General features: G+C 63.9%; 17 protein-coding genes. 11 read left to right on the forward strand and 6 right to left on the reverse strand.

Annotation, left to right across the window (positions count from 1 at the left end; all coding sequences use genetic code 11):
- Positions 1 to 153: 153 nt before the first annotated feature.
- The gene (locus tag GEV39_RS04270; protein ID WP_009685157.1) at positions 154 to 870 is read right to left on the reverse strand and encodes an SIMPL domain-containing protein; all 717 of its coding nucleotides are present in this window, start codon (positions 868 to 870) and stop codon (positions 154 to 156) included.
- Between the two features lie 201 nt (positions 871 to 1071).
- Between GEV39_RS04270 and GEV39_RS04275 the strand changes: the two genes are divergently transcribed.
- The 4 genes from GEV39_RS04275 to GEV39_RS04290 all read left to right on the forward strand — a co-directional run bounded on the left by GEV39_RS04275 (position 1072) and on the right by GEV39_RS04290 (position 5400).
- Entirely contained in the window at positions 1072 to 2328 is a 1257-nt protein-coding gene (locus GEV39_RS04275) for an ATP-binding protein (protein ID WP_009685158.1), read from the forward strand.
- Complete coding sequence (locus GEV39_RS04280) at positions 2328 to 2888, forward strand: response regulator transcription factor (protein ID WP_173887671.1); 561 nt, start codon at positions 2328 to 2330, stop codon at positions 2886 to 2888. Before GEV39_RS04275 ends, GEV39_RS04280 begins: the two co-directional genes overlap by 1 nt.
- Before the next feature lie 152 nt (positions 2889 to 3040).
- On the forward strand, positions 3041 to 3982 hold the full coding sequence (locus tag GEV39_RS04285; RefSeq protein ID WP_173887672.1) for an AEC family transporter: 942 nt from the start codon (positions 3041 to 3043) through the stop codon (positions 3980 to 3982).
- Positions 3983 to 4038: 56 nt separating this feature from the next.
- Positions 4039 to 5400, forward strand: a complete 1362-nt coding sequence (locus tag GEV39_RS04290) for an amino acid permease (protein ID WP_173887673.1) — start codon at positions 4039 to 4041, stop codon at positions 5398 to 5400.
- Between the two features lie 77 nt (positions 5401 to 5477).
- Here the strand turns inward: GEV39_RS04290 and GEV39_RS04295 are convergent, their stop codons facing one another.
- The 5 genes from GEV39_RS04295 to gatC all read right to left on the reverse strand — a co-directional run bounded on the left by GEV39_RS04295 (position 5478) and on the right by gatC (position 10278).
- Entirely contained in the window at positions 5478 to 6521 is a 1044-nt protein-coding gene (locus GEV39_RS04295; protein ID WP_173891647.1) for a calcium/sodium antiporter, read from the reverse strand.
- 60 nt (positions 6522 to 6581) lie between these two features.
- Positions 6582 to 6956 (reverse strand): septal ring lytic transglycosylase RlpA family protein, encoded by a 375-nt coding sequence (locus GEV39_RS04300; RefSeq protein ID WP_009685164.1) that lies wholly within the window; start codon positions 6954 to 6956, stop codon positions 6582 to 6584.
- A 110-nt stretch (positions 6957 to 7066) separates the two neighbouring features.
- Positions 7067 to 8512 (reverse strand): Asp-tRNA(Asn)/Glu-tRNA(Gln) amidotransferase subunit GatB, encoded by a 1446-nt coding sequence (gatB, locus tag GEV39_RS04305; protein ID WP_009685165.1) that lies wholly within the window; start codon positions 8510 to 8512, stop codon positions 7067 to 7069.
- A gap of 11 nt (positions 8513 to 8523) precedes the next feature.
- The gene (gene gatA / locus GEV39_RS04310; RefSeq protein WP_173887674.1) at positions 8524 to 9975 is read right to left on the reverse strand and encodes an Asp-tRNA(Asn)/Glu-tRNA(Gln) amidotransferase subunit GatA; all 1452 of its coding nucleotides are present in this window, start codon (positions 9973 to 9975) and stop codon (positions 8524 to 8526) included.
- A gap of 15 nt (positions 9976 to 9990) precedes the next feature.
- Positions 9991 to 10278: an Asp-tRNA(Asn)/Glu-tRNA(Gln) amidotransferase subunit GatC gene (gatC, locus tag GEV39_RS04315; RefSeq protein WP_003255165.1), complete on the reverse strand. Its 288-nt coding sequence runs from the start codon at positions 10276 to 10278 to the stop codon at positions 9991 to 9993.
- 205 nt (positions 10279 to 10483) lie between these two features.
- On the opposite strand from gatC, the gene mreB reads away from it, so the two are divergent.
- From mreB to GEV39_RS04350, 7 genes are all read left to right on the forward strand, one after another.
- Complete coding sequence (gene mreB / locus GEV39_RS04320) at positions 10484 to 11521, forward strand: rod shape-determining protein MreB (RefSeq protein WP_003255163.1); 1038 nt, start codon at positions 10484 to 10486, stop codon at positions 11519 to 11521.
- Positions 11522 to 11716: 195 nt separating this feature from the next.
- The gene (mreC, locus tag GEV39_RS04325; RefSeq protein WP_249414352.1) at positions 11717 to 12742 is read left to right on the forward strand and encodes a rod shape-determining protein MreC; all 1026 of its coding nucleotides are present in this window, start codon (positions 11717 to 11719) and stop codon (positions 12740 to 12742) included.
- On the forward strand, positions 12742 to 13230 hold the full coding sequence (mreD, locus tag GEV39_RS04330; RefSeq protein ID WP_029885529.1) for a rod shape-determining protein MreD: 489 nt from the start codon (positions 12742 to 12744) through the stop codon (positions 13228 to 13230). Before mreC ends, mreD begins: the two co-directional genes overlap by 1 nt.
- A 32-nt stretch (positions 13231 to 13262) precedes the next feature.
- The gene (locus tag GEV39_RS04335) at positions 13263 to 13901 is read left to right on the forward strand and encodes a Maf family protein (RefSeq protein ID WP_173887675.1); all 639 of its coding nucleotides are present in this window, start codon (positions 13263 to 13265) and stop codon (positions 13899 to 13901) included.
- Positions 13902 to 13955: 54 nt separating this feature from the next.
- Positions 13956 to 15413: a ribonuclease G gene (gene rng / locus GEV39_RS04340; protein ID WP_173887676.1), complete on the forward strand. Its 1458-nt coding sequence runs from the start codon at positions 13956 to 13958 to the stop codon at positions 15411 to 15413.
- 88 nt (positions 15414 to 15501) lie between these two features.
- Positions 15502 to 19323, forward strand: coding sequence for a YhdP family protein (locus GEV39_RS04345; RefSeq protein ID WP_173887677.1), 3822 nt, complete (start codon positions 15502 to 15504; stop codon positions 19321 to 19323).
- A gap of 14 nt (positions 19324 to 19337) precedes the next feature.
- Positions 19338 to 20189, forward strand: a complete 852-nt coding sequence (locus GEV39_RS04350) for a carbon-nitrogen hydrolase family protein (RefSeq protein ID WP_173887678.1) — start codon at positions 19338 to 19340, stop codon at positions 20187 to 20189.
- Positions 20190 to 20191 lie beyond the last annotated feature (2 nt).

The raw sequence follows: 20191 nt of genomic DNA on the forward strand, positions 1-20191 counted from the left end.
AAACGCTTTTTTCAGCCCCCACACGGCCCCTGTAGGAGCGGCCTTGCGTCGCGATGGGCCGCGCGCAGCGGCCCCCTGGGCAGCACACTGCTACAACAGGGGAGCGCCACCGGCCCGTCGCGACCCCAGGCCGCGCATACCGGCGCTGGTTGCTTAAGGCATCTGCACTTCAATCAACCCATCAGCATTCATGCTCACCTCGCTGGTACCGGCTTCGATGTCCGGCGCCGGCGCCGCTTCATCTGCGCTCATGGCCTTCATGGCCATGGGGGCGCTGCGCAGGTACGGCCGTGGGTAGCCGCTGCTGTTCAGGTTCAGGCTGACCACTTTGTAGCCTGTGCCGCCCAAGGCTTGCGTGGCCAGTTGTGCACGTGCCTTGAACGCATCGACGGCATCCTTGAGCAGCTCGTCTTCGCTGGACTTGCGCGTGGCCGGCGCGATGGAGAAGTCCATGCCACCCATTTTCAGCTCTTGCAGCAGGTCGGCGGTCAGTTGCGAGAGGGCCGGGAAATCGGCGCTTTCCAGGCGCAGCTCGGCGCGTTCACGCCAGCCGGTGATCTTCTGGCCTTTGCTGTCGTAAACGGGGTAGCTGTTGCGGCTGCCCTGGCTGATCTTCACATCCTTGACCTGGCGCGACTGCTGCACGGCCTTGTTCATGGTTTCGGTGATCTGCTTGGCGAGCTTGCCGGGGTCGCTGTTCTGCGCTTCGCTATACAAGGTCACGACCATCAGGTCGCGCGCCACTTCTTTGCTGACCTCGGCGCGCAGCGATACCTGGTTGTAGCGCGGTTCATCGGCCGCCAGTGCCGGCAGGCTGGCGAGCAGGCCGCAAGACATGATCAGGGCGGCGCCGTGACGTGGAATGTGCATGTGGTACTCCTTGGCAATAAAAGGCGTGGGCGCTGGTCATCCATGCCACGCATGGCCTATCAGACCGGCATCAGTGTAGTGGGTTCAACAGTGCCATCATGACAGTGTGACAAAGTGTGGCGCTTTGCCGCAGCGCTGCAGCAGAGGGCGCGGCTTCGGTATACTCCAGCCGATTTTCTGGAGCACTCATCAGGAGAGCTCATGCTCGCCGCCGTACAACCGTTATCCGCTACCCGCCAGAACCTCTGGCGCCTGACCGTCATTCGTGTGCTGGTCCTGGCTGCCCAGGCCGGCTCGGTCGGTGTCGCCTACTGGACCGAACTGCTGCCCTTACCCTGGCTATCACTGGCCGGCACCTTGGCCTTGTCGTCGCTGCTGTGTGCCTTCACCGCCCTGCGCCTGCGCTTGTCGGTGCCCGTCACCGAAATGGAATACGCCCTGCAGCTGGCCTGTGACCTGTTGATCCACAGTGCCTTGCTGTATTACTCCGGCGGCTCGACCAACCCGTTCGTGTCCTACTACCTGGTACCGTTGGCCATTGCCGCAGTGACCCTGCCGTGGCTGTATTCGCTGATCCTGTCCGGTATTGCCCTGACCGCCTACAGCTTGCTGCTGGTGCAGTTCTACCCGCTCGAAGGCCTGCCCATGGCGCGGGACAAGATGCAGGTGTACGGCATGTGGCTGAGTATTGCCCTGGCGGCGGCGGTGATTACCTTCTTTGCGGCACGCATGGCTGAAGAGCTGCGGCGCCAGGAGCAACTACGCTCCGAGCGGCGTGAAGAAAGCCTGCGCGACGAGCAGTTGCTGGCCGTAGCCACCCAGGCCGCCGGCGCCGCTCATGAGCTGGGCACGCCGCTGGCCACGATGAGTGTGCTGATCAATGAAATGCGCCAGGACCACACCGACCCGCTGTTGCAGGAAGACCTGCAAATCCTTCAGGACCAGGTGAAGCTGTGCAAGGAAACTCTGCAACAACTGGTACGCGCCGCTGAAGCCAACCGCCGCCTGGCGGTAGTCGAGCAGGATGTCACCGCCTGGCTGGACGAAGCGCTGAACCGCTGGCACCTGATGCGCCCGGAAAGCAGCTACCGCTTCCAGCGCCTGCGTGACGGCCAGGTGCCGCGCCTGACCCCGCCACCGGATCTGACCCAGGCGCTGCTGAACCTGTTGAACAATGCGGCCGATGCCTGCCCCGATGACCTCGAAGTGCGCCTGGACTGGGACGCTCAGGATATCGTGATCAGCATTCGCGACCATGGCCCTGGCGTGCCGCCAGCCATTGCCGAAGCCATCGGCAAACCCTTCATTACCACCAAGGGCAAAGGTTTCGGCCTGGGCCTGTTCTTGAGCAAGGCCAGCGTGACCCGTGCGGGCGGTTCGGTAAAACTTTATAGTCATGAGCAGGGTGGCACCCTGACCGAACTGCGCCTGCCCTATGGCAAGCGAGGAGATGAATGATGAGCGAAGAAAACCAGGTCGAGAGCGAAGAGCTGCCCCACCTGCTGCTGGTGGATGACGATGCCACCTTCACCCGGGTCATGGCGCGTGCCATGAGCCGTCGCGGGTTCCGCGTGAGCACTGCCAGTTCCGCTGAAGAGGGCTTGATCCTGGCCCAGCAGGACCTGCCCGATTACGCCACGCTGGACCTGAAGATGGACGGCGACTCCGGCCTGGTGCTGCTGCCCAAGCTGCTGGAGCTGGACCCGGAAATGCGCGTGGTGATCCTGACCGGTTATTCGAGCATTGCCACAGCGGTGGAGGCGGTCAAGCGCGGCGCCTGCAACTACCTGTGCAAACCGGCTGATGCCGACGACGTGCTGGCGGCGTTGCTGTCGGAGCACACCGACCTGGACGCGTTGGTGCCGGAAAACCCGATGTCGGTCGACCGCCTGCAGTGGGAGCATATCCAGCGTGTACTGACCGAGCACGATGGCAATATCTCGGCCACCGCACGGGCGCTGGGCATGCACCGGCGGACCTTGCAGCGCAAACTGCAGAAGCGTCCAGTTCGGCGCTGATTCATATTGCCTGTACCGGCCTCATCGCTGGCAAGCCGGCGATAGGGCCGGTGTGTACAGAAATTTATCTGTAACACCCCGCGATCCCCGCAAATCCCGGCTGTTGGCGTATCATTGCCACCTGACGGCAACCCCTCCAGGATCGCTAGCGCATGCTCGCCCTTCTCATCCAGACGCTGAATATCACGGCACCGGTTTTCGCCATGCTGTTCATGGGCGTGCTGCTCAAACGCATTCGCCTGATCGACGACAACTTCAACCAGGTCGCTTCGCAGCTGGTGTTCAACGTGTGCATGCCGGCCCTGCTGTTCCTGGGCATCTACCACGCTGACCTGGCTACGGCGGTCCAGCCCGGGGTCATCCTCTACTTCATCGTTGCGACCCTGATCGGCTTCGCCTTTGCCTGGGGCATGGCTGTCTGGCGCAGCCCCATGGCCGATCGCGGTATCTATGCCCAAGGCGCCTTTCGCGGCAATAACGGCGTCATTGGCCTGGCCTTGGCCGCCAGCCTGTACGGGGACTATGGTATTTCCCTGGGGGCGGTACTCGCCGGCGTGGTCATCCTCATGTACAACTCGCTGTCTGCGGTGGTGCTGGCGGTGTACAGCCCGGACCTCAAGTCCGACCCCTGGAGCATCTGCAAGAGCATTTTCAGCAACCCGCTGATCATCAGCGTACTGGTGGCGACCCCGATGGCCTACGGCCAGGTGCCGCTGCCCAACTGGCTACTCACTTCAGGCGACTACCTGGCGCAGATGACCCTGCCGCTGGCGCTTATCTGCATCGGCGGCACCCTGTCGCTGGCGGCACTGCGCGACAGTGGCCGCCTGGCCATCGATGCCAGCCTGGTGAAAATGGTGTGGTTACCGCTGCTCGGCACCCTGGGTGCCTGGCTGTGTGGTTTTCGCGGTGCCGAGCTGGGCATTCTGTTCCTGTACATCGGTAGCCCGACGGCGGCCGCCAGCTACGTGATGGCGCGCGCCGCCAACGGTAACCACCAATTGGCGGCGTCGATCATCGTGATCACCACGTTGATGGCAGCAATCACCACCAACATTGGTATTTTCATCTTGCAGTGGGGCGGATGGATCTAGATCCTTGACTGCAAACAACAGCAACAACACTGCCTCACTGAGCTAAAGGACACTTCATGCAAGACCAGAGCACGCCCGAGCGGTTACAGCGCGGGCTGAAGAATCGCCACATCCAGCTGATTGCGCTGGGTGGGGCCATCGGTACCGGGTTGTTCCTGGGCATCGCCCAGACCATCCAGCTGGCTGGCCCCTCGGTACTGCTGGGTTATGCCATCGCCGGCCTGATGGCCTTCCTGATCATGCGCCAGCTGGGTGAAATGGTGGTGGAAGAGCCGGTCGCCGGCAGCTTCAGCCATTTCGCCCACCAATACTGGAGCGAGTTTGCCGGGTTCGTCTCGGGCTGGAACTACTGGGTGGTGTACGTGCTGGTCGGCATGGCCGAGCTTACGGCTGTGGGTATCTACGTGCAGTACTGGTGGCCGGAATTTCCGACCTGGGCCACCGCGGCGATCTTTTTCGTGGTGATCAACCTGATCAACCTTACCCAGGTCAAGGTCTATGGCGAAATGGAGTTCTGGTTCGCCCTGGTAAAGGTGGTGGCCATCGTCAGCATGATCGGCTTCGGTGCCTGGTTGCTGAGCAGCGGGCAGGGCGGCGCCGATGCCAGCGTAGCCAACCTGTGGCAGTACGGCGGGTTCTTCCCCAATGGCGTCAGCGGCCTGGTGATGGCGTTGGCGGTGATCATGTTCTCGTTCGGCGGCCTGGAGCTGGTGGGCATTACCGCTGCCGAGGCCGACAACCCGCGCCAGAGCATTCCCAAGGCCACCAACCAGGTGGTGTACCGTATCCTCATTTTCTACATCGGCGCGCTGGCCGTGCTGCTGTCGTTGTACCCGTGGCAGAAGGTGGTGCAAGGCGGTAGCCCGTTCGTGATGATCTTCCACGAACTGGACAGCGACCTGGTGGCTACCATCCTCAACATTGTGGTGCTTACCGCCGCGCTGTCGGTGTACAACAGCTGTGTGTATGCCAACAGCCGCATGCTGTTCGGCCTGGCCAGCCAGGGCGATGCGCCGCGCCAGTTGCTGAAGGTCAGCCGCAGCGGCGTGCCCCTGACAGCGCTGGGGGTATCGGCGTTCGCCACCGGCTTGTGCGTATTGATCAACTACCTGATGCCGGGTGAAGCCTTTGGCTTGTTGATGGCCTTGGCCGTATCGGCGCTGGTGATCAACTGGGCGAGCATCAGCATCACCCACCTGAAGTTTCGCAAAGCCAAGCTGGCCGCGGGCATCACCCCGTTCTACAAGAGCCTGGGGCACCCGCTGACCAACTACCTGTGCCTGGCATTCATCGTGTTGATCCTGGTGGTGATGTACCTCACCCCGCCGATTCGCATTTCAGTGATGCTGATACCGGCATGGATTGCCGCGCTCTGGGTGGCCTTCAAGCTGAAGAAGGCTCGCCAGGCGAAGTACTGAGTCGGGCTTGTTCGTGAGGGGCAGGCCACCAGCCTTTCGCCGCCTGGTGGCCCTGGCGCGCTGCCTATCCATGCCCCTCAATGCTGCCGCCGCCAGGCGCGCACGGTGGTGTACAGCAACACCAGGGCCAGTAGCGGCAGCACGTAGAACAGCATCAGCCGCTCAAGGCGGCCGGCCAGCGGCAGCCCCATGGTGAAGGCCGCGACGTGCAGGCCGTAAGCCAGGTACAGGCACAGGAAGACCAGCCCTTCGGCGCGGGTAATGCGGTAGCCGGAATAGAACACCGGCATACTCAGTACGGCAACGCCGAGCATCACGGGCAGGTCGAACGACAGTGCATTGGGTGAAATCGACAGCGGCTGCGGGGTCACCAGTGCGGTCAGGCCCAGCACCGCCAGCAGGTTGAACAGGTTGCTGCCGATGACCGTGCCCACGGCGATCTCCCGCTCGCCCCGCAGGGCCGCAATCAAGGCGGCGGCCAATTCCGGCAGAGAGGTGCACACAGCGACCACGGTCAGCCCGATGACGCGCTCGGACAGGCCCAGGTCGGTGGCTACCTCGACGGCGGCTTCAAGCAGCCAGTGGCCTGCCAGGCTCAACAGGCCCAAGCCGAACAGCACCTGCAGCACGGTGGCTGACCAGAAGCGCCCGGCGCTGGCCTGGGCGGCGTCGGGGGCAGGGTAGGTGCGTGCGTAATGGCGCGACTGGTGCCAGAGCATGGCCAGGTAGCCGGCCAGGCCCAGCAACAGCAACCCACCTTCGAACCGGCCCAGCTGGCCGTTGGCGCACAGTGCGTAGACCAGGCCGCTGGCGAGGATCATCAGCGGTATGTCCAGGCGTACCAACTGGCGCGAAACCCGCAGCGGAATGATCAATGCGGCCAGGCCGAGCACCACCAGCACATTGAAGATATTGCTGCCGACCACGCTGCCGACTGCAACATCCGGCGCGCCCTGGTAGGCCGCCTGCAGGCTGACGGTCAGCTGGGGTGCGGTGCTGCCGAAGGCGACCAGGCTCAAGCCGATGATCAGCGGGCGCACATGCAGGCGCTGCGCCAGGCGCAGGGCTGCGCGCACCAGCAGTTCGGCGCCGCCTACCAGCAACAGCAGGGCTGTGCCCAGTTGCAGCAGGCTGAAGGTGGGAAGGGTGGCCAGGTCGAAAATGGTCGAACTCCTGTTGCGTCAGTCGCTAAGCCCTTGTACCCGCACCCGCGCAGTGCCGCTACGCAGCATGCCGATTTTTTCGGCGGCGGCGCGTGACAGGTCGATCAGCCGGCCGCGGGTATGCGGGCCACGGTCGTTGATGCGTACCACCACACTGCGCTGGTTGGCCATGTTGGTCACCAGAACGCGGCTGCCAAACGGCAGGCTGCGGTGGGCGGCGGTAAAGCCGTGCTGGTTGAACGGTTCGCCGCTGGCGGTGCGTTTGCCGTGGTGGCGCGAGCCGTAATAGGAAGCGGTGCCGGTCTGGTCGTAACCGCGCGGGTCGATGTCATGGCTGGCGCAGCCGGCCAGGAACGAAAACAGGGCGAGGGTGCCGAGGGATCGTTTTAGCAAGTCAGGTGCTCTCCTAGTGCGACGCTCCCACAGGTCGGCGCTGTACCTGTGGGAGCGGGCATGCCCGCGAACGAGGGCGAAGCCCTCGCAGGACTACAGGGATAAAACAATCACCCTTCGAGCTTGGCCTTGAGCATTTGGTTCACCTGCCCCGGGTTGGCCTTGCCTTTGGAGGCTTTCATGGCCTGGCCGACGAAGAAGCCGAACATCTTGCCACGCTTGGCTTCATCAGCCGCGCGGTACTGTTCCACCTGCTCGGCATTGGCGGCCAGCATTTCGTCGAGCATCTTCTCGATTGCGCCGGTGTCGGTGACCTGCTTCAGGCCTTTGCTTTCGATGATGCTGTCGGCATCGCCTTCACCGCCAGCCATGGCTTCGAACACGGTCTTGGCGATCTTGCCGCTGATGGTGTTATCGCGGATGCGCAGCAGCATGCCACCCAGTTGCGCGGCGCTGACCGGTGCCTGGTCGATCTCCACGCCCAGCTTGTTCAGCAGGCTCCCCAGTTCGACCATGACCCAGTTGGCGGCCAGCTTGGCGTCACCGCCAATTTTCACCACTTCTTCGAAGTAGTCTGCCTGTTCGCGGCTGGAGGCCAGCACATTGGCATCGTAGGCCGACAGGCCGTACTGGCGCTGGAAGCGCTCGACCTTCTGCGGCGGTAGCTCGGGCAGGGCAGCGCGGATGCTGTCGAGGTAGCTGTCCTCGATTACGACCGGCAGCAGGTCCGGGTCGGGGAAGTAACGGTAGTCGTTGGCTTCCTCTTTGCTGCGCATGGAGCGGGTTTCATCTTTGTTCGGGTCGTACAGGCGGGTTTCCTGCACCACCTTTCCGCCATCCTCGATCAGGTCGATCTGGCGCTGGATCTCGCTGTTGATGGCGCGCTCGATGAAGCGGAACGAGTTGACGTTCTTGATCTCGCAGCGGGTACCGAATTCGGCCTGGCCCTTCGGGCGGATTGATACGTTGCAGTCGCAGCGCAGCGAGCCCTCGGCCATGTTGCCGTCGCAGATGCCCAGGTAGCGCACCAGGGCGTGGATCGCCTTGACGTACGCCACGGCCTCCTTGGCGCTGCGCATGTCAGGCTCGGACACGATCTCCAGCAGCGGTGTGCCGGCGCGGTTCAGGTCGATGCCGGTGGAGCCGCTGAAGTCTTCGTGCAGGCTTTTGCCTGCGTCTTCTTCCAGGTGCGCGCGGGTGACCCCGATACGCTTGATGGTGCCGTCCTCCAGGGCGATGTCCAAGTGGCCCTTGCCGACGATCGGCAGGTCCATCTGGCTGATCTGGTAGCCCTTGGGCAGGTCGGGGTAGAAGTAGTTCTTGCGCGCGAACACGTTGCGCTTGCCGATCTCGGCATCGATGGCCAGGCCGAACATGCAGGCCATGCGCACGGCTTCCTGGTTCAGCACCGGCAGAACGCCCGGCATGCCCAGGTCAACCAGGCTGGCCTGGGTATTCGGCTCGGAGCCGAAGGTGGTAGCGCTGCCGGAGAAGATCTTCGACTGGGTGGCGAGCTGAGTGTGGATTTCCAGCCCGATCACAACTTCCCATTGCATGTGTGAACTCCTCAGAAGCCGTTGGGGGCACGGGTGTGCCAGTCGGTCACTTGCTGGTAGCGGTGCGCGACGTTGAGCAACCGGCCTTCCTGGAAGTACGGCGCCAGCAGCTGTACGCCGACCGGCAGGCCGTCGACGAAGCCCGCAGGCATCGACAGGCCCGGCAGGCCCGCCAGGTTGGCGGTGATGGTGTAGATGTCCTCGAGGTAGGCGGCGACCGGGTCGCTGCTCTTGGCGCCCAGCTTCCAGGCCGGGTTAGGCGTGGTCGGGCCAAGGATCAGATCGACCTCGTTGAAAGCGGCCATGAAGTCGTTCTTGATCAGGCGGCGGATCTGTTGCGCCTTCACGTAGTACGCGTCGTAGTAGCCGGCCGACAGGGCGTAGGTGCCGACCATGATGCGGCGCTGGACTTCAACGCCGAAACCTTCGCCACGCGAACGCTTGTACAGGTCGGTCAGGTCTTTGGGCGCCTCGCAGCGGTAGCCGAAGCGCACACCGTCGAAACGCGACAGGTTGGACGAGGCCTCGGCAGGTGCGATCACGTAGTACGCCGCAATGGCGTGCTGCATGTTCGGCAGGCTGATTTCCTTGACCACGGCACCGAGCTTTTCCAGCTCCTTGACGCTGGCCTGCACCAGGTCGGCAATGCGTGGGTCCAGGCCTGCACCGAAGTACTCCTTGGGCAGGCCGATGCGCAGGCCCTGCAAGGAGGCGCCGAGGTTGGCGCTGTAGTCCGGCACCGGCTCCTCGATGCTGGTGGAGTCCTTGGCGTCGAAGCCGGCCATGCCTTGCAGCAGCAAGGCGCAGTCTTCGGCGGTGCGCGCCAATGGGCCACCCTGGTCGAGGCTGGAGGCGTAGGCAATCATGCCCCAGCGAGAAACACGACCGTACGTCGGTTTCAGGCCGGTGAGGTTGGTCAGCGCCGCCGGCTGGCGGATCGACCCGCCGGTGTCGGTGCCGGTGGTGGCTGGCAGCAGGCGCGCCGCCACGGCCGCGGCAGAGCCGCCGGACGAGCCGCCTGGCACGTGTTCCAGGTTCCACGGGTTCTTCACCGCGCCGTAGTGGCTGGATTCGTTGGCCGAACCCATGGCGAACTCGTCCATGTTGGTCTTGCCCAGGGTGACCATGCCGGCGTCGGCCAGCTTGGCGACCACGGTGGCGTCATACGGCGCCTTGAAGTTGTCGAGCATCTTCGAGCCGCAGCTGGTGCGCACGCCGTTGGTGCAGAACAGGTCTTTGTGGGCGATGGGCGCACCCAGCAGCGCGCCGGTTTCGCCAGCGGCGCGACGGGCGTCGGCGGCACGTGCCTGGCCCAGGGCCAGCTCGTCGGTGACGCTGATGAAACTGTTGAGCTGTGGGTCGAGCTGCTTGATGCGCGCCAGCAGCGCGCCGGTCAGCTCTTCGGAAGAAAACGACTTGTCGGCGAGTCCGCGGGCGATCTCGGCCAGGGTCAATTGGTGCATGGCAGGCTCTATCCCTTACTCGATGACTTTGGGAACCAGGTACAGACCGCTTTCGGTCGATGGCGCGATGGCCTGGTAAGCGTCGCGCTGATTGCTTTCGGTGACCTGGTCGGGACGCAGGCGCTGGCTGGCCTCCAGCGGGTGAGCCAGGGGCTCGATGCCAGTGGTGTCGACAGCTTGCATCTGGTCGACCAGCCCAAGAATGCTGTTCAGGGCGTCGGTAATGCGTGGCAGTTCGCCATCATTCAGGCCCAGGCGGGCCAGATGGGCGATCTTTTCCACGTCGCAGCGTTCAAGCGCCATGGGGATCTCCAAGGGAAACAAAGAACGGAATTTGGGTCCGCAGTGAGGAACATGTCAGCTTTTTGGCGGTCTAACAGCCGCGAATTTCTGCTGGCGTGCTCGGAAAAACAGCCAATTTAACATATTGGCTCCTTGCCCAAAATCCCTGCCATTGTTAGAGTTTGCCGCACTTTTTTACCCACGCTTTCCCCAGGGTCACTTTCCCATGTTCAAGAAACTGCGTGGCATGTTTTCCAGCGATCTTTCCATCGACCTGGGTACTGCCAACACCCTTATTTACGTGCGTGAGCGCGGTATCGTCCTGAATGAGCCCTCGGTTGTTGCCATCCGTACCCATGGCAACCAGAAAAGCGTCGTCGCCGTCGGTACCGAAGCCAAACGCATGCTGGGCCGTACGCCTGGCAACATTGCAGCCATTCGTCCGATGAAGGACGGCGTGATCGCCGACTTCAGCGTTTGCGAAAAGATGTTGCAGTATTTCATCAACAAGGTTCACGAGAACAGCTTCCTGCAGCCAAGCCCGCGCGTGCTGATCTGCGTACCGTGCAAATCGACCCAGGTAGAGCGCCGCGCCATTCGCGAGTCGGCCCTGGGGGCCGGTGCCCGTGAAGTGTTCCTGATCGAAGAGCCAATGGCTGCCGCCATCGGTGCCGGCCTGCCGGTAGAAGAGGCCCGCGGTTCGATGGTCGTCGATATTGGTGGTGGCACCACCGAAATCGCGCTGATCTCGCTCAACGGTGTGGTCTACGCCGAGTCCGTGCGTGTTGGCGGTGACCGCTTCGATGAAGCCATCGTGACCTACGTACGCCGCAACTACGGCAGCCTGATCGGCGAATCCACCGCCGAGCGCATCAAGCAGGAAATCGGTACTGCCTACCCGGGCGGCGAAGTGCGCGAAGTCGACGTGCGTGGCCGTAACCTGGCCGAAGGCGTGCCGCGTGCCTTCACCCTGAACTCCAACGAAGTCCTCGAAGCGCTGCAGGAATCGCTGGCGACAATCGTCCAGGCGGTCAAGAGCGCCCTCGAGCAATCCCCGCCCGAGCTGGCCTCCGACATCGCCGAGCGTGGCTTGGTGTTGACCGGTGGTGGTGCACTGCTGCGTGACCTCGACAAGCTGCTGGCCCAGGAAACCGGCCTGCCGGTGATCGTCGCCGAAGACCCGCTGACCTGTGTCGCCCGTGGCGGTGGTCGCGCCCTGGAGATGATGGACAAGCACGCGATGGACCTGCTCTCCAGCGAGTGATCCTGCTCGCGGTTCATGAGCGCCCGGTTTACAGGTAGTACGCACAGTGCTACCTGTATGTGCTGGGCTGGCGCCCACACGGGCGCCGTATCCGTCAACCCGCAACCAGGCTGGTGCGTTGTCCCATGTCCAATGACCTCCTGAGTCGTCCACGAGGAACGGCCCATTAAACCGCTTTTCTCCAAGGGCCCTTCGCTGGGCGTTCGCCTGCTCGTTCTGGTGGTGCTGTCAGTCGCGTTGATGGTTGTCGACGCGCGCTTCGACGTGCTCAAACCGGTCCGCAGCCAGATGGGCCTGGTGCTGATGGAGTCGTACTGGATCACCGACTTGCCGCAGCGTGCCTGGCAGGGCGTGGCGGGCCAGTTCGGTAGCCGCACCGAACTGATTGCCGAAAACGAGAAGCTCAAGACCGAGGCCCTGCTGCTGCAGGGGCGCCTGCAGAAGCTGGCGGCCCTGACCGAACAGAATGTGCGCCTGCGCGAATTGCTCAACTCCTCGGCGCTGGTCAACGAAAAGGTCGAAGTGGCCGAGCTGATCGGGGTCGACCCCAACCCCTTCACGCACCGTATCCTGATCAACAAGGGCGAGCGTGACGGGGTGTTCCTTGGCCAGCCGGTGCTCGATGCCCGGGGTCTGATGGGCCAGGTGGTCGAGTTGATGCCTTATACCTCGCGGGTGCTGCTGCTGACCGACACCACCCACAGCATTCCGGTGCAGGTCAACCGCAATGGCTTGCGCGCGATCGCCAGCGGTACCGGTAACCCCGAGCGCCTCGAATTGCGCCATGTGGCCGATACTGCCGATATCAAGGAAGGCGACCTGTTGGTCAGTTCGGGTATGGGCCAGCGCTTCCCGGCCGGCTACCCGGTGGCCACCGTCAATGAAGTGATCCACGACTCCGGCCAGCCGTTCGCTATCGTGCGTGCCATCCCCACCGCCGCGCTCAACCGCAGCCGCTACATGCTGCTGGTGTTCAGTGACCGGCGCACCCCAGAGCAGCGTGCCACCGATGCTGCCATGGCCCAGGAGGAAGCCGACCGCAAGGGCGCCGCGCCCGCCAGCCAGCCAGCTACAACCGGCGAGCAGGCCGCACCAGCCACAGGTAACCCGGCAGCGCCGGCCAGCCCGGCCACGCCAACGGCCCCGACCGCGCAGCCTGCGGCCCCAAGTGCTGCCCCGGCGGCAGCGCCGGCTGCCCCCGCCCACACCCGGAGACAATGATGGCTGCATCGCGCCGCAACAACGGCTGGGTGATCTGGCTGACTTTCGCCATCGGCCTGCTGCTCAGCGTTTCGCCCATGCCGCAGTTCATGGAAGTGTTCCGGCCTATGTGGCTAGCCTTGCTGGTTTCGTTCTGGACCCTGGCAATGCCGCACAAGGTGGGCATGACCACGGCGTTCGTGCTGGGCCTGGCCGAGGATGTGCTGTACGGCACCTTGCTCGGGCAGAACGCGCTTATCCTTACCCTGATCACCTTCCTGGTGCTGTCCTTGCAGCAGCGCCTGCGCATGTTCCCCATGTGGCAGCAAAGCCTGGTCATTCTGGTGATCTTCGGCATTGCCCAGCTGATCCAGCTGTGGCTTAGCGCGCTGACCGGCAACCGTTTGCCCACCCTGGCATTGGTCTGGTCGGCGGTGATCAGCGCCTTGCTCTGGCCGTGGATCAGTTTCGCCCTGCGCGACCTGCGTCGCCGCTTGCGTATCAACTGACGGCGATGCGCCGCTGACAGGGAGATGTCTGCATGAACCCGCTTTACCTGGCCTCCGGCTCGCCTCGCCGCCGTGAACTGCTGACCCAGATCGGCGTGCCGTTCAGCGTCATCAGCGCCCCCATCGACGAAACCCCGCTGGCCGATGAAAGCGCCCAGGCTTACGTCGAGCGTCTGGCCCGGGCCAAGGCTGCCGCTGGCCTGGCCTGCCTCGCCCATCCCGAAAACGCCACGGCCCCCGAGCGCCGTGCTGTGGTGCTCGGCGCAGACACGGCAGTGGTGCTCGAGGGGCGTATTCTGGGGAAACCACAAAATCGCGAGGATGCCTTGGCCATGCTGGCTGATCTGGGCGGCCGCGAGCACCAGGTGCTGACCGCTGTCGCCCTGAACGATGGCTTGCGCGTGCGCAGCCTGTGCGTGGCCAGCAGCGTGCATTTTCGCCCGATCAGTGCCGATGAAGCGCAACGTTACTGGGCCAGCGGCGAACCGGCGGACAAGGCGGGCGGTTATGCCATCCAGGGCCTGGGCGCGGTGTTCGTCACCGGCCTGGCCGGCAGCTATTCGGCAGTGGTGGGTTTGCCGCTGTGTGAAACCGCAGAATTGCTCGGCCAGTTCGGCATTGCCTGCTGGCAGCCGCTCGTGCCTGCAGCAGAGGTAACAAACCCGCGGTAGCCAGCTCTTCCTTCGCCATCCATCATTACAAGAAACATTTGACGAGAGCCTGCCATGAGTGAAGAGATCCTGATCAACATCACCCCGATGGAGTCACGCGTGGCGGTGGTGGAAAACGGGGTGCTGCAGGAAGTGCACGTCGAGCGCACTCAGCGCCGTGGCATCGTCGGCAATATCTACAAGGGCAAGGTGGTGCGTGTGCTGCCAGGCATGCAGGCAGCCTTCGTCGACATTGGCCTGGAGCGCGCGGCGTTCATCCATGCTTCGGAAATTTCCCAGCGCGAAGGCTCGGCGGTCGAGAACATCACGGCGCTGGTTCACGAGGGCCAGGCGCTGGTGGTACAAGTGACCAAGGACCCGATTGGCACCAAAGGCGCGCGCCTGACCACGCAGTTGTCGATCCCTTCGCGTTATCTGGTGTACATGCCGCGCAGCAGCCACGTTGGCATTTCCCTGAAGATCGAAGATGAAGCCGAGCGTGAGCGCCTCAAGCAGGTGGTCAGCAACTGCATGGAGAGCGAGAACATCAAGGATGCCGGCGGGTTCATCCTGCGCACTGCCGCCGAAGGCGCGCGGGCTGAGGAAATCCTGCAGGACATCCGCTACCTGCGCCGCCTGTGGGAGCAGATCGGCAGCCAGATCAAGACCTGCGGTGCACCGATGGTCATCTACGAAGACCTGGGCCTGGCCCTGCGAACCCTGCGTGACCTGGTCAACCCGAAGATCGAGAAGATTCGCATCGACTCGCGGGAAACCTTCCAGAAAACCATGCAGTTCGTGAGCGAACTGATGCCGGAAATCGCCGACCGCCTTGAGCACTACCCTGGCGAGCGGCCGATCTTCGATCTGTATGGCGTCGAGGACGAAATCCAGCGCGCGCTGGAGCGCAAGGTCCCGCTCAAGTCGGGTGGCTATCTGGTGGTGGACCCGGCCGAGGCGATGACCACCATCGACGTCAACACCGGGGCTTTCGTTGGGCATCGCAACCTTGAAGAAACCATCTTCAAGACCAACCTCGAAGCCGCTACCGCCATCGCCCGGCAGCTGCGCCTGCGCAACATTGGCGGCATCATCATCATCGACTTCATCGACATGGAAGATGAAGAGCACCAGCGCCAGGTTCTGCGCACCCTGGAAAAACAGCTGGAGCGCGACCATGCGAAAACCAACATCATCGGCATCACCGAACTGGGCCTGGTGCAGATGACCCGCAAGCGCACGCGCGAAAGCCTGGAGCAGGTGCTGTGTGAGCCCTGCCTGGCTTGCCAGGGGCGTGGCAAGCTGAAAACCCCCGAGACCATCTGTTACGAAATTTTCCGTGAGATCCTGCGTGAGGCCCGTGCCTACCAGGCCGAAGGCTACCGTGTGCTGGCCAACCAGAAGGTGGTTGACCGCCTGCTGGACGAGGAGTCGGGCAACGTTGCCGAACTGGAAGCCTTCATCGGTAGAACCATTCGCTTCCAGGTCGAGTCGATGTATTCGCAGGAACAATACGACGTGGTGCTGCTCTGAGGCCCTCAGCAACACGTCGCTGCCTCGTCGCGCTGGCGAAACCCGTGCGACGGGCCATCATGGATAAACGACTTGGAGGGCCACGGCCATGGGACGTCTGACCCGCGTTCTTGTCGCCTTGACCCGTTGGGGGCTGGGCATATGCGCCTTGTTGGCGGTATTGGTGGCGCTGTATGTCAGCCTCGGCCGTGAATTGATACCCCTGGTAGCCGAGTACCGTGCCGACGTGCAGAGCCAGGCCGAGCAAGCGCTTGGCATGCCGGTACATGTGGGCGCCCTTGAGGGGCGCTGGAGCGGCCTGGCGCCGGTACTGCGGGTGCGCGACCTGCAACTGGGTGAAGGCGCCAAGGCGTTGCGCCTGGATGAGGTCATGGTCGTGCCTGATGTATGGGCCAGCCTGCTGGCGCGTGAGGTACGCCTGTCGCGTATCCAGCTCGGCGGCCTGCAATTGATCGTGCGCGAGAACGGGCAGGGCGCCTGGAACCTCGAGGGCCTGCCGCAGCAGGACGATGCGCCGCTGAACCCTGCCGAGTTGCTGCAGCGCCTGCGCCAGCTGGGCCGCGTCGATGTGTTCGACAGCCAGGTCACCGTGCACCCGTGGCAGCGTGACCCGCTGACCCTTACGTATGTGAGTGCCGGCTTGCAGGCCGGCCCCTCGCGCCAGGCCCTGGACCTGCGGGCGACGCTGCCCGATGGCCAGCCCCTGGCGATGAACCTGCGCAGTCGCGTTTCTGCCAAGGCTTGGCGTGACGGCCAGGTCGAGGCCTACCTGAGCCTGCCGCAAAGCGACTGGTCGCAGTGGTTGCCGCCCAGCCTGCTGGGCCAATGGCATGCCGACGCATTGCATGCAGGCGGCGAGTTCTGGGTCGATTGGGGCAAAGGGCAGTTGCAGAAGGCCGTGGTGCGTCTCAATGCCCCTGAGCTGAAAGGCGCCTACAGCGGGCGCAAGGCCGCCACGTTGAGTAACCTGGCTATGGGCGCCTGGTTCCAGCGCCGCGACCAGGGCTTCGACGTTGTGGTCGACTCGCTGGCCATGGACCTCGGTAAAAGCCGTTGGGAGACGCACCTGCAGGTGCAGCAGCGCCCCGGCGAGCAGGCGGCCGATGAAAGCTGGCAGGTGCAGGCCGATCGGCTCGACCTCACGCCCCTGACGCCGCTGATCGAGGCCCTGGCACCGCTACCCGACGCAGCTATGGCGGCGGTCACTAGCCTCAAAGTGACCGGTGGTCTGCGCAACGTGCGGCTGCAGGCCCGGCCCAAGGCCGAAGGCGACCAGCGTCTGCAGTTCGAGGCGAACCTGGACAAGGTCGGTTTCGATGCCTATCACGGTGCCCCGGCCGCGGGTAACGTCAGCGGCAGTATCAGTGGCGACCTGGGCCATGGCGAGCTGCGCCTGGACACTGAAGCCTTCATGCTGCACTTGTACCCGATCTTCGCCAAACCCTGGCACTACCAGAAGGCCAACGCGCGCTTGACCTGGGTGCTGGACAAGCAGGGCTTCACCCTTGTCGCGCCCTACCTGAAGGTGCTGGGCGAAGAAGGCAAGATTGCCGGCGATTTCCTGATTCGCCTGCTGTTCGAGGAAGGCCGCGAGGACTACATGGACCTGCGCGTCGGCTTGACCGACGGCGATGGCCGGTATACCGCCAAGTATCTGCCCGAAGTGCTCAGCCCGGCCCTCGACGAGTGGCTGCGCAGCGCCATCGTCAAGGGCGCGGTGGACGAAGGCTATTTCCAGTACCAGGGCTCGCTGAACCATGGCGCGGCGCCAGAGGCACGCAGTATCAGCCTGTTCTTCAAGGTGCATGACGCCGCACTGGACTTCCAGCCGGGCTGGCCGCAAGTCCAGCATGTGGATGGCGACGTCTTCATCGAGGACAGCGGCGTGCGGGTCAAGGCCCGGCGCGGGGTGCTGCTGGACACCAAGGTCAGTGACGTCGACGTCGATATCCCGCATGTCGACGAGGGCCAGCAGAGCCACCTGTTCCTGACGGGCAATTTCGATGGCAGCCTGGGTGATGGCCTGAAGATCCTCAAGCAAGCGCCTATCGGCACCGGTGAGATCTTCGCCGATTGGGAGGGTGAAGGGCCGCTGAAGGGTAAGCTCAAGCTCGATATCCCGCTGGCTCACGGGCAGCGGCCCAAAGTGCAGGTAGACTTCGCCACCCATGACGCGCGCCTGAAGGTCGCCCCGCCCACCCTCGAGCTGAGCCGCTTGAAAGGTGACTTCAGCTTCGATTTCGACAAAGGCCTCAGCGGCAAGGGCATCAGCCTGCAGGCCTTCGGCAAGCCCGTCACGGCGCAGATAACAGCCGAGGGCCAACCCGGGCAGATGCAGACCCGCATCGATGCCAATGGCCAGGTAGCGCTCAAGGCGTTGACCGACTGGCTGCAGTTCAAGCAAGCCCTGCCGGCTTCCGGTGACCTGCCTTACCAGTTGCAACTGAGCCTGGGCAGCCGGGACAATCGTTTGAGCGTCAACTCCAACCTCAAGGGGCTAGCGGTCGATTTGCCAGCGCCATTCGGCAAGGCGGCGGGGGAAACCCGTGACAGCCGTTTCAGCATGACGCTACAGGGCCCGGAGCGGCGTTTCGACGCCGGCTACGGTGACCTTGCCCGTGCTGCCTACGCCGCGCCGGCCGACAAGCTCGGCCAAGGCCGGGGCGAGTTGTTGCTGGGCACCGGCGATGCCCAATTGCCCGCTGCACAGGGCCTGCGCGTGCGTGGGCGCCTGGAAACGCTGGACCTGGCCCCTTGGCAAGAGCAGGCCTCACGGCTGGCCGGAGACGACCCAGGTGGCAGTGCGCGGCAGATGCTGCAAAGCGTGGACCTGAGCATTGGCCAGCTCAAGGCGTTTGGCACCGAGCTGAACCAGGCCCTGGTACGGTTGAGCCGAGGCGGCCCCGCCTGGGACCTGCGCCTCGACAGCCAGGAAGTCATCGGCAATGCCCGCGTGCCGGATGCCAAGGGTGCGCCAATGGTCGTGCGCCTGCAGACGCTGCGGCTGCCAGCGCCCAGCCCCGCGGAAAAGCAAGCCCAGGAGCGCGCCGAAGATGGGCCGGACCCGCTTGCCACCTTCGACCCACGCAAAGTCCCGGCGCTGGACCTGAGCATCGACAAGCTGTACCGCGGTGACGACCTGTTCGGCAGCGCCTCGATCAAGCTGCGGCCCACCGCACGTGGGGTTGCCGCCAGCGATATCGCTCTTGACTTCAAGGGCCTGAGCATTGGCGGTGGCGGTGGCTGGGAGGGTGAAACGGGCAAGACCAGCAGCTGGTACAAAGGCCGCCTGCAAGGCAAGAACCTGGGCGACGTGCTCAAGGCCTGGGGCTTTGCACCCACCGTCACCAGCCGCGACTTCCGCCTGGACGTGGACGGCCGTTGGCCAGGCTCGCCGGCAGCCGTCAGCCTGACGCGCTTCTCGGGCAGCATGGACGCGGCGTTGCGATCCGGCCAGTTCGTCGAGGTCGACGGCAGTGCCCAGGCGTTGCGGGTCTTTGGCCTGCTCAACTTCAATTCGATTGGTCGCCGCCTGCGGCTGGACTTCTCCGACCTGTTCGACAAAGGCCTGGCCTATGACCGGGTCAAAGGCCTGCTGGCGGCCAGCAATGGCGTGTACGTGACCCGCGAACCCATCACCATGACCGGCCCGTCGAGCAGCTTCGAGCTGGAAGGCACGTTGGACCTGGTACGTGACCAGGTCAATGCCAACCTGCAGGTGAGCCTACCGGTGACCAACAACCTGCCGCTGGCCGCGTTGATCGTGGGGGCGCCAGCCGTGGGCGGGGCGTTGTTCCTGGTCGACCGGCTGATCGGTGACCGTGTATCGCGTTTTGCCAGCGTGCATTACCGTGTCGAAGGGCCGTGGAAAGAGCCTAGAATCACCTTTGTGAAACCCTTCGAGAAATAGTGTCAGGAGTGCCCATGAAGGCAGCGGTGATCCAGATGGTCAGCCAGGACGATGTGCTGGCCAACCTGCAGCGTGCCGGTGCCTTGCTGGAGCAGGCTGCACAGGGTGGTGCGCGGCTGGCGGTGCTGCCGGAAAACTTCGCTGCCATGGGCCGCAAGGACGCCGCTGCCATCGGCCGAGCCGAGGCCTTGGGGAGCGGGCCTATCCTGCCATGGTTGAAACGTACCGCCCGCGACCTCAGGTTATGGATAGTCGCCGGTACCTTGCCCTTGCCGCCGGTCGGCCAACCCGACGCAAAGGCGCACGCCTGCTCGCTGCTGATCGATGAGCACGGTGAAGTGGCTGCGCGCTATGACAAGCTGCACTTGTTCGACGTGGATGTTGCCGATAACCGCGGCCGCTACCGTGAATCGGATGATTTTGCCCATGGCGCACACGTGGTGGTGGCGGACACGCCGGTCGGGCGGCTGGGTTTGAGCGTATGTTACGACTTGCGCTTCCCTGAGTTATATGGCGCGTTGCGTGCCGCGGGCGCGGAACTGATCAGCGCTCCGGCGGCCTTCACTGCGGTGACCGGCGCCGCACACTGGGAGGTGCTGGTACGCGCCCGGGCCATCGAAAACCAGTGCTACCTGTTGGCGGCAGCGCAGGGCGGCACCCACCCAGGCCCACGGGACACCCACGGCCATGCGGCGATCGTCGACCCTTGGGGGCGGATCGTGGCACAACAGGCGCAAGGCGAAGCGGTATTGCTTGCCGAGCGCGACATTGAAGAACAGGCGTCCATCCGGGCGCGCATGCCGGTGGTAGCCCACCGGCGCTTTTTTTCGCAGGACGCATTGCGGCCTGCGCCCACCTCGGAGTGACT

Source organism: Pseudomonas sp. NY5710 (genome assembly GCF_013305665.1).
Classification (GTDB): domain Bacteria; phylum Pseudomonadota; class Gammaproteobacteria; order Pseudomonadales; family Pseudomonadaceae; genus Aquipseudomonas; species Aquipseudomonas juntendi.

What these genes read in the sequence shown, in the direction of transcription:
- GEV39_RS04270 (WP_009685157.1), bottom strand. Translation starts at nt 870, where the DNA reads ATGCACATTCCACGTCACGGCGCCGCCCTGATCATGTCTTGCGGCCTG.
- GEV39_RS04275 (WP_009685158.1), top strand. Translation starts at nt 1,072, where the DNA reads ATGCTCGCCGCCGTACAACCGTTATCCGCTACCCGCCAGAACCTCTGG.
- GEV39_RS04280 (WP_173887671.1), top strand. Translation starts at nt 2,328, where the DNA reads ATGAGCGAAGAAAACCAGGTCGAGAGCGAAGAGCTGCCCCACCTGCTG.
- GEV39_RS04285 (WP_173887672.1), top strand. Translation starts at nt 3,041, where the DNA reads ATGCTCGCCCTTCTCATCCAGACGCTGAATATCACGGCACCGGTTTTC.
- GEV39_RS04290 (WP_173887673.1), top strand. Translation starts at nt 4,039, where the DNA reads ATGCAAGACCAGAGCACGCCCGAGCGGTTACAGCGCGGGCTGAAGAAT.
- gatB (WP_009685165.1), bottom strand. Translation starts at nt 8,512, where the DNA reads ATGCAATGGGAAGTTGTGATCGGGCTGGAAATCCACACTCAGCTCGCC.
- gatA (WP_173887674.1), bottom strand. Translation starts at nt 9,975, where the DNA reads ATGCACCAATTGACCCTGGCCGAGATCGCCCGCGGACTCGCCGACAAG.
- gatC (WP_003255165.1), bottom strand. Translation starts at nt 10,278, where the DNA reads ATGGCGCTTGAACGCTGCGACGTGGAAAAGATCGCCCATCTGGCCCGC.
- mreB (WP_003255163.1), top strand. Translation starts at nt 10,484, where the DNA reads ATGTTCAAGAAACTGCGTGGCATGTTTTCCAGCGATCTTTCCATCGAC.
- mreD (WP_029885529.1), top strand. Translation starts at nt 12,742, where the DNA reads ATGGCTGCATCGCGCCGCAACAACGGCTGGGTGATCTGGCTGACTTTC.
- GEV39_RS04335 (WP_173887675.1), top strand. Translation starts at nt 13,263, where the DNA reads ATGAACCCGCTTTACCTGGCCTCCGGCTCGCCTCGCCGCCGTGAACTG.
- rng (WP_173887676.1), top strand. Translation starts at nt 13,956, where the DNA reads ATGAGTGAAGAGATCCTGATCAACATCACCCCGATGGAGTCACGCGTG.
- GEV39_RS04345 (WP_173887677.1), top strand. Translation starts at nt 15,502, where the DNA reads ATGGGACGTCTGACCCGCGTTCTTGTCGCCTTGACCCGTTGGGGGCTG.
- GEV39_RS04350 (WP_173887678.1), top strand. Translation starts at nt 19,338, where the DNA reads ATGAAGGCAGCGGTGATCCAGATGGTCAGCCAGGACGATGTGCTGGCC.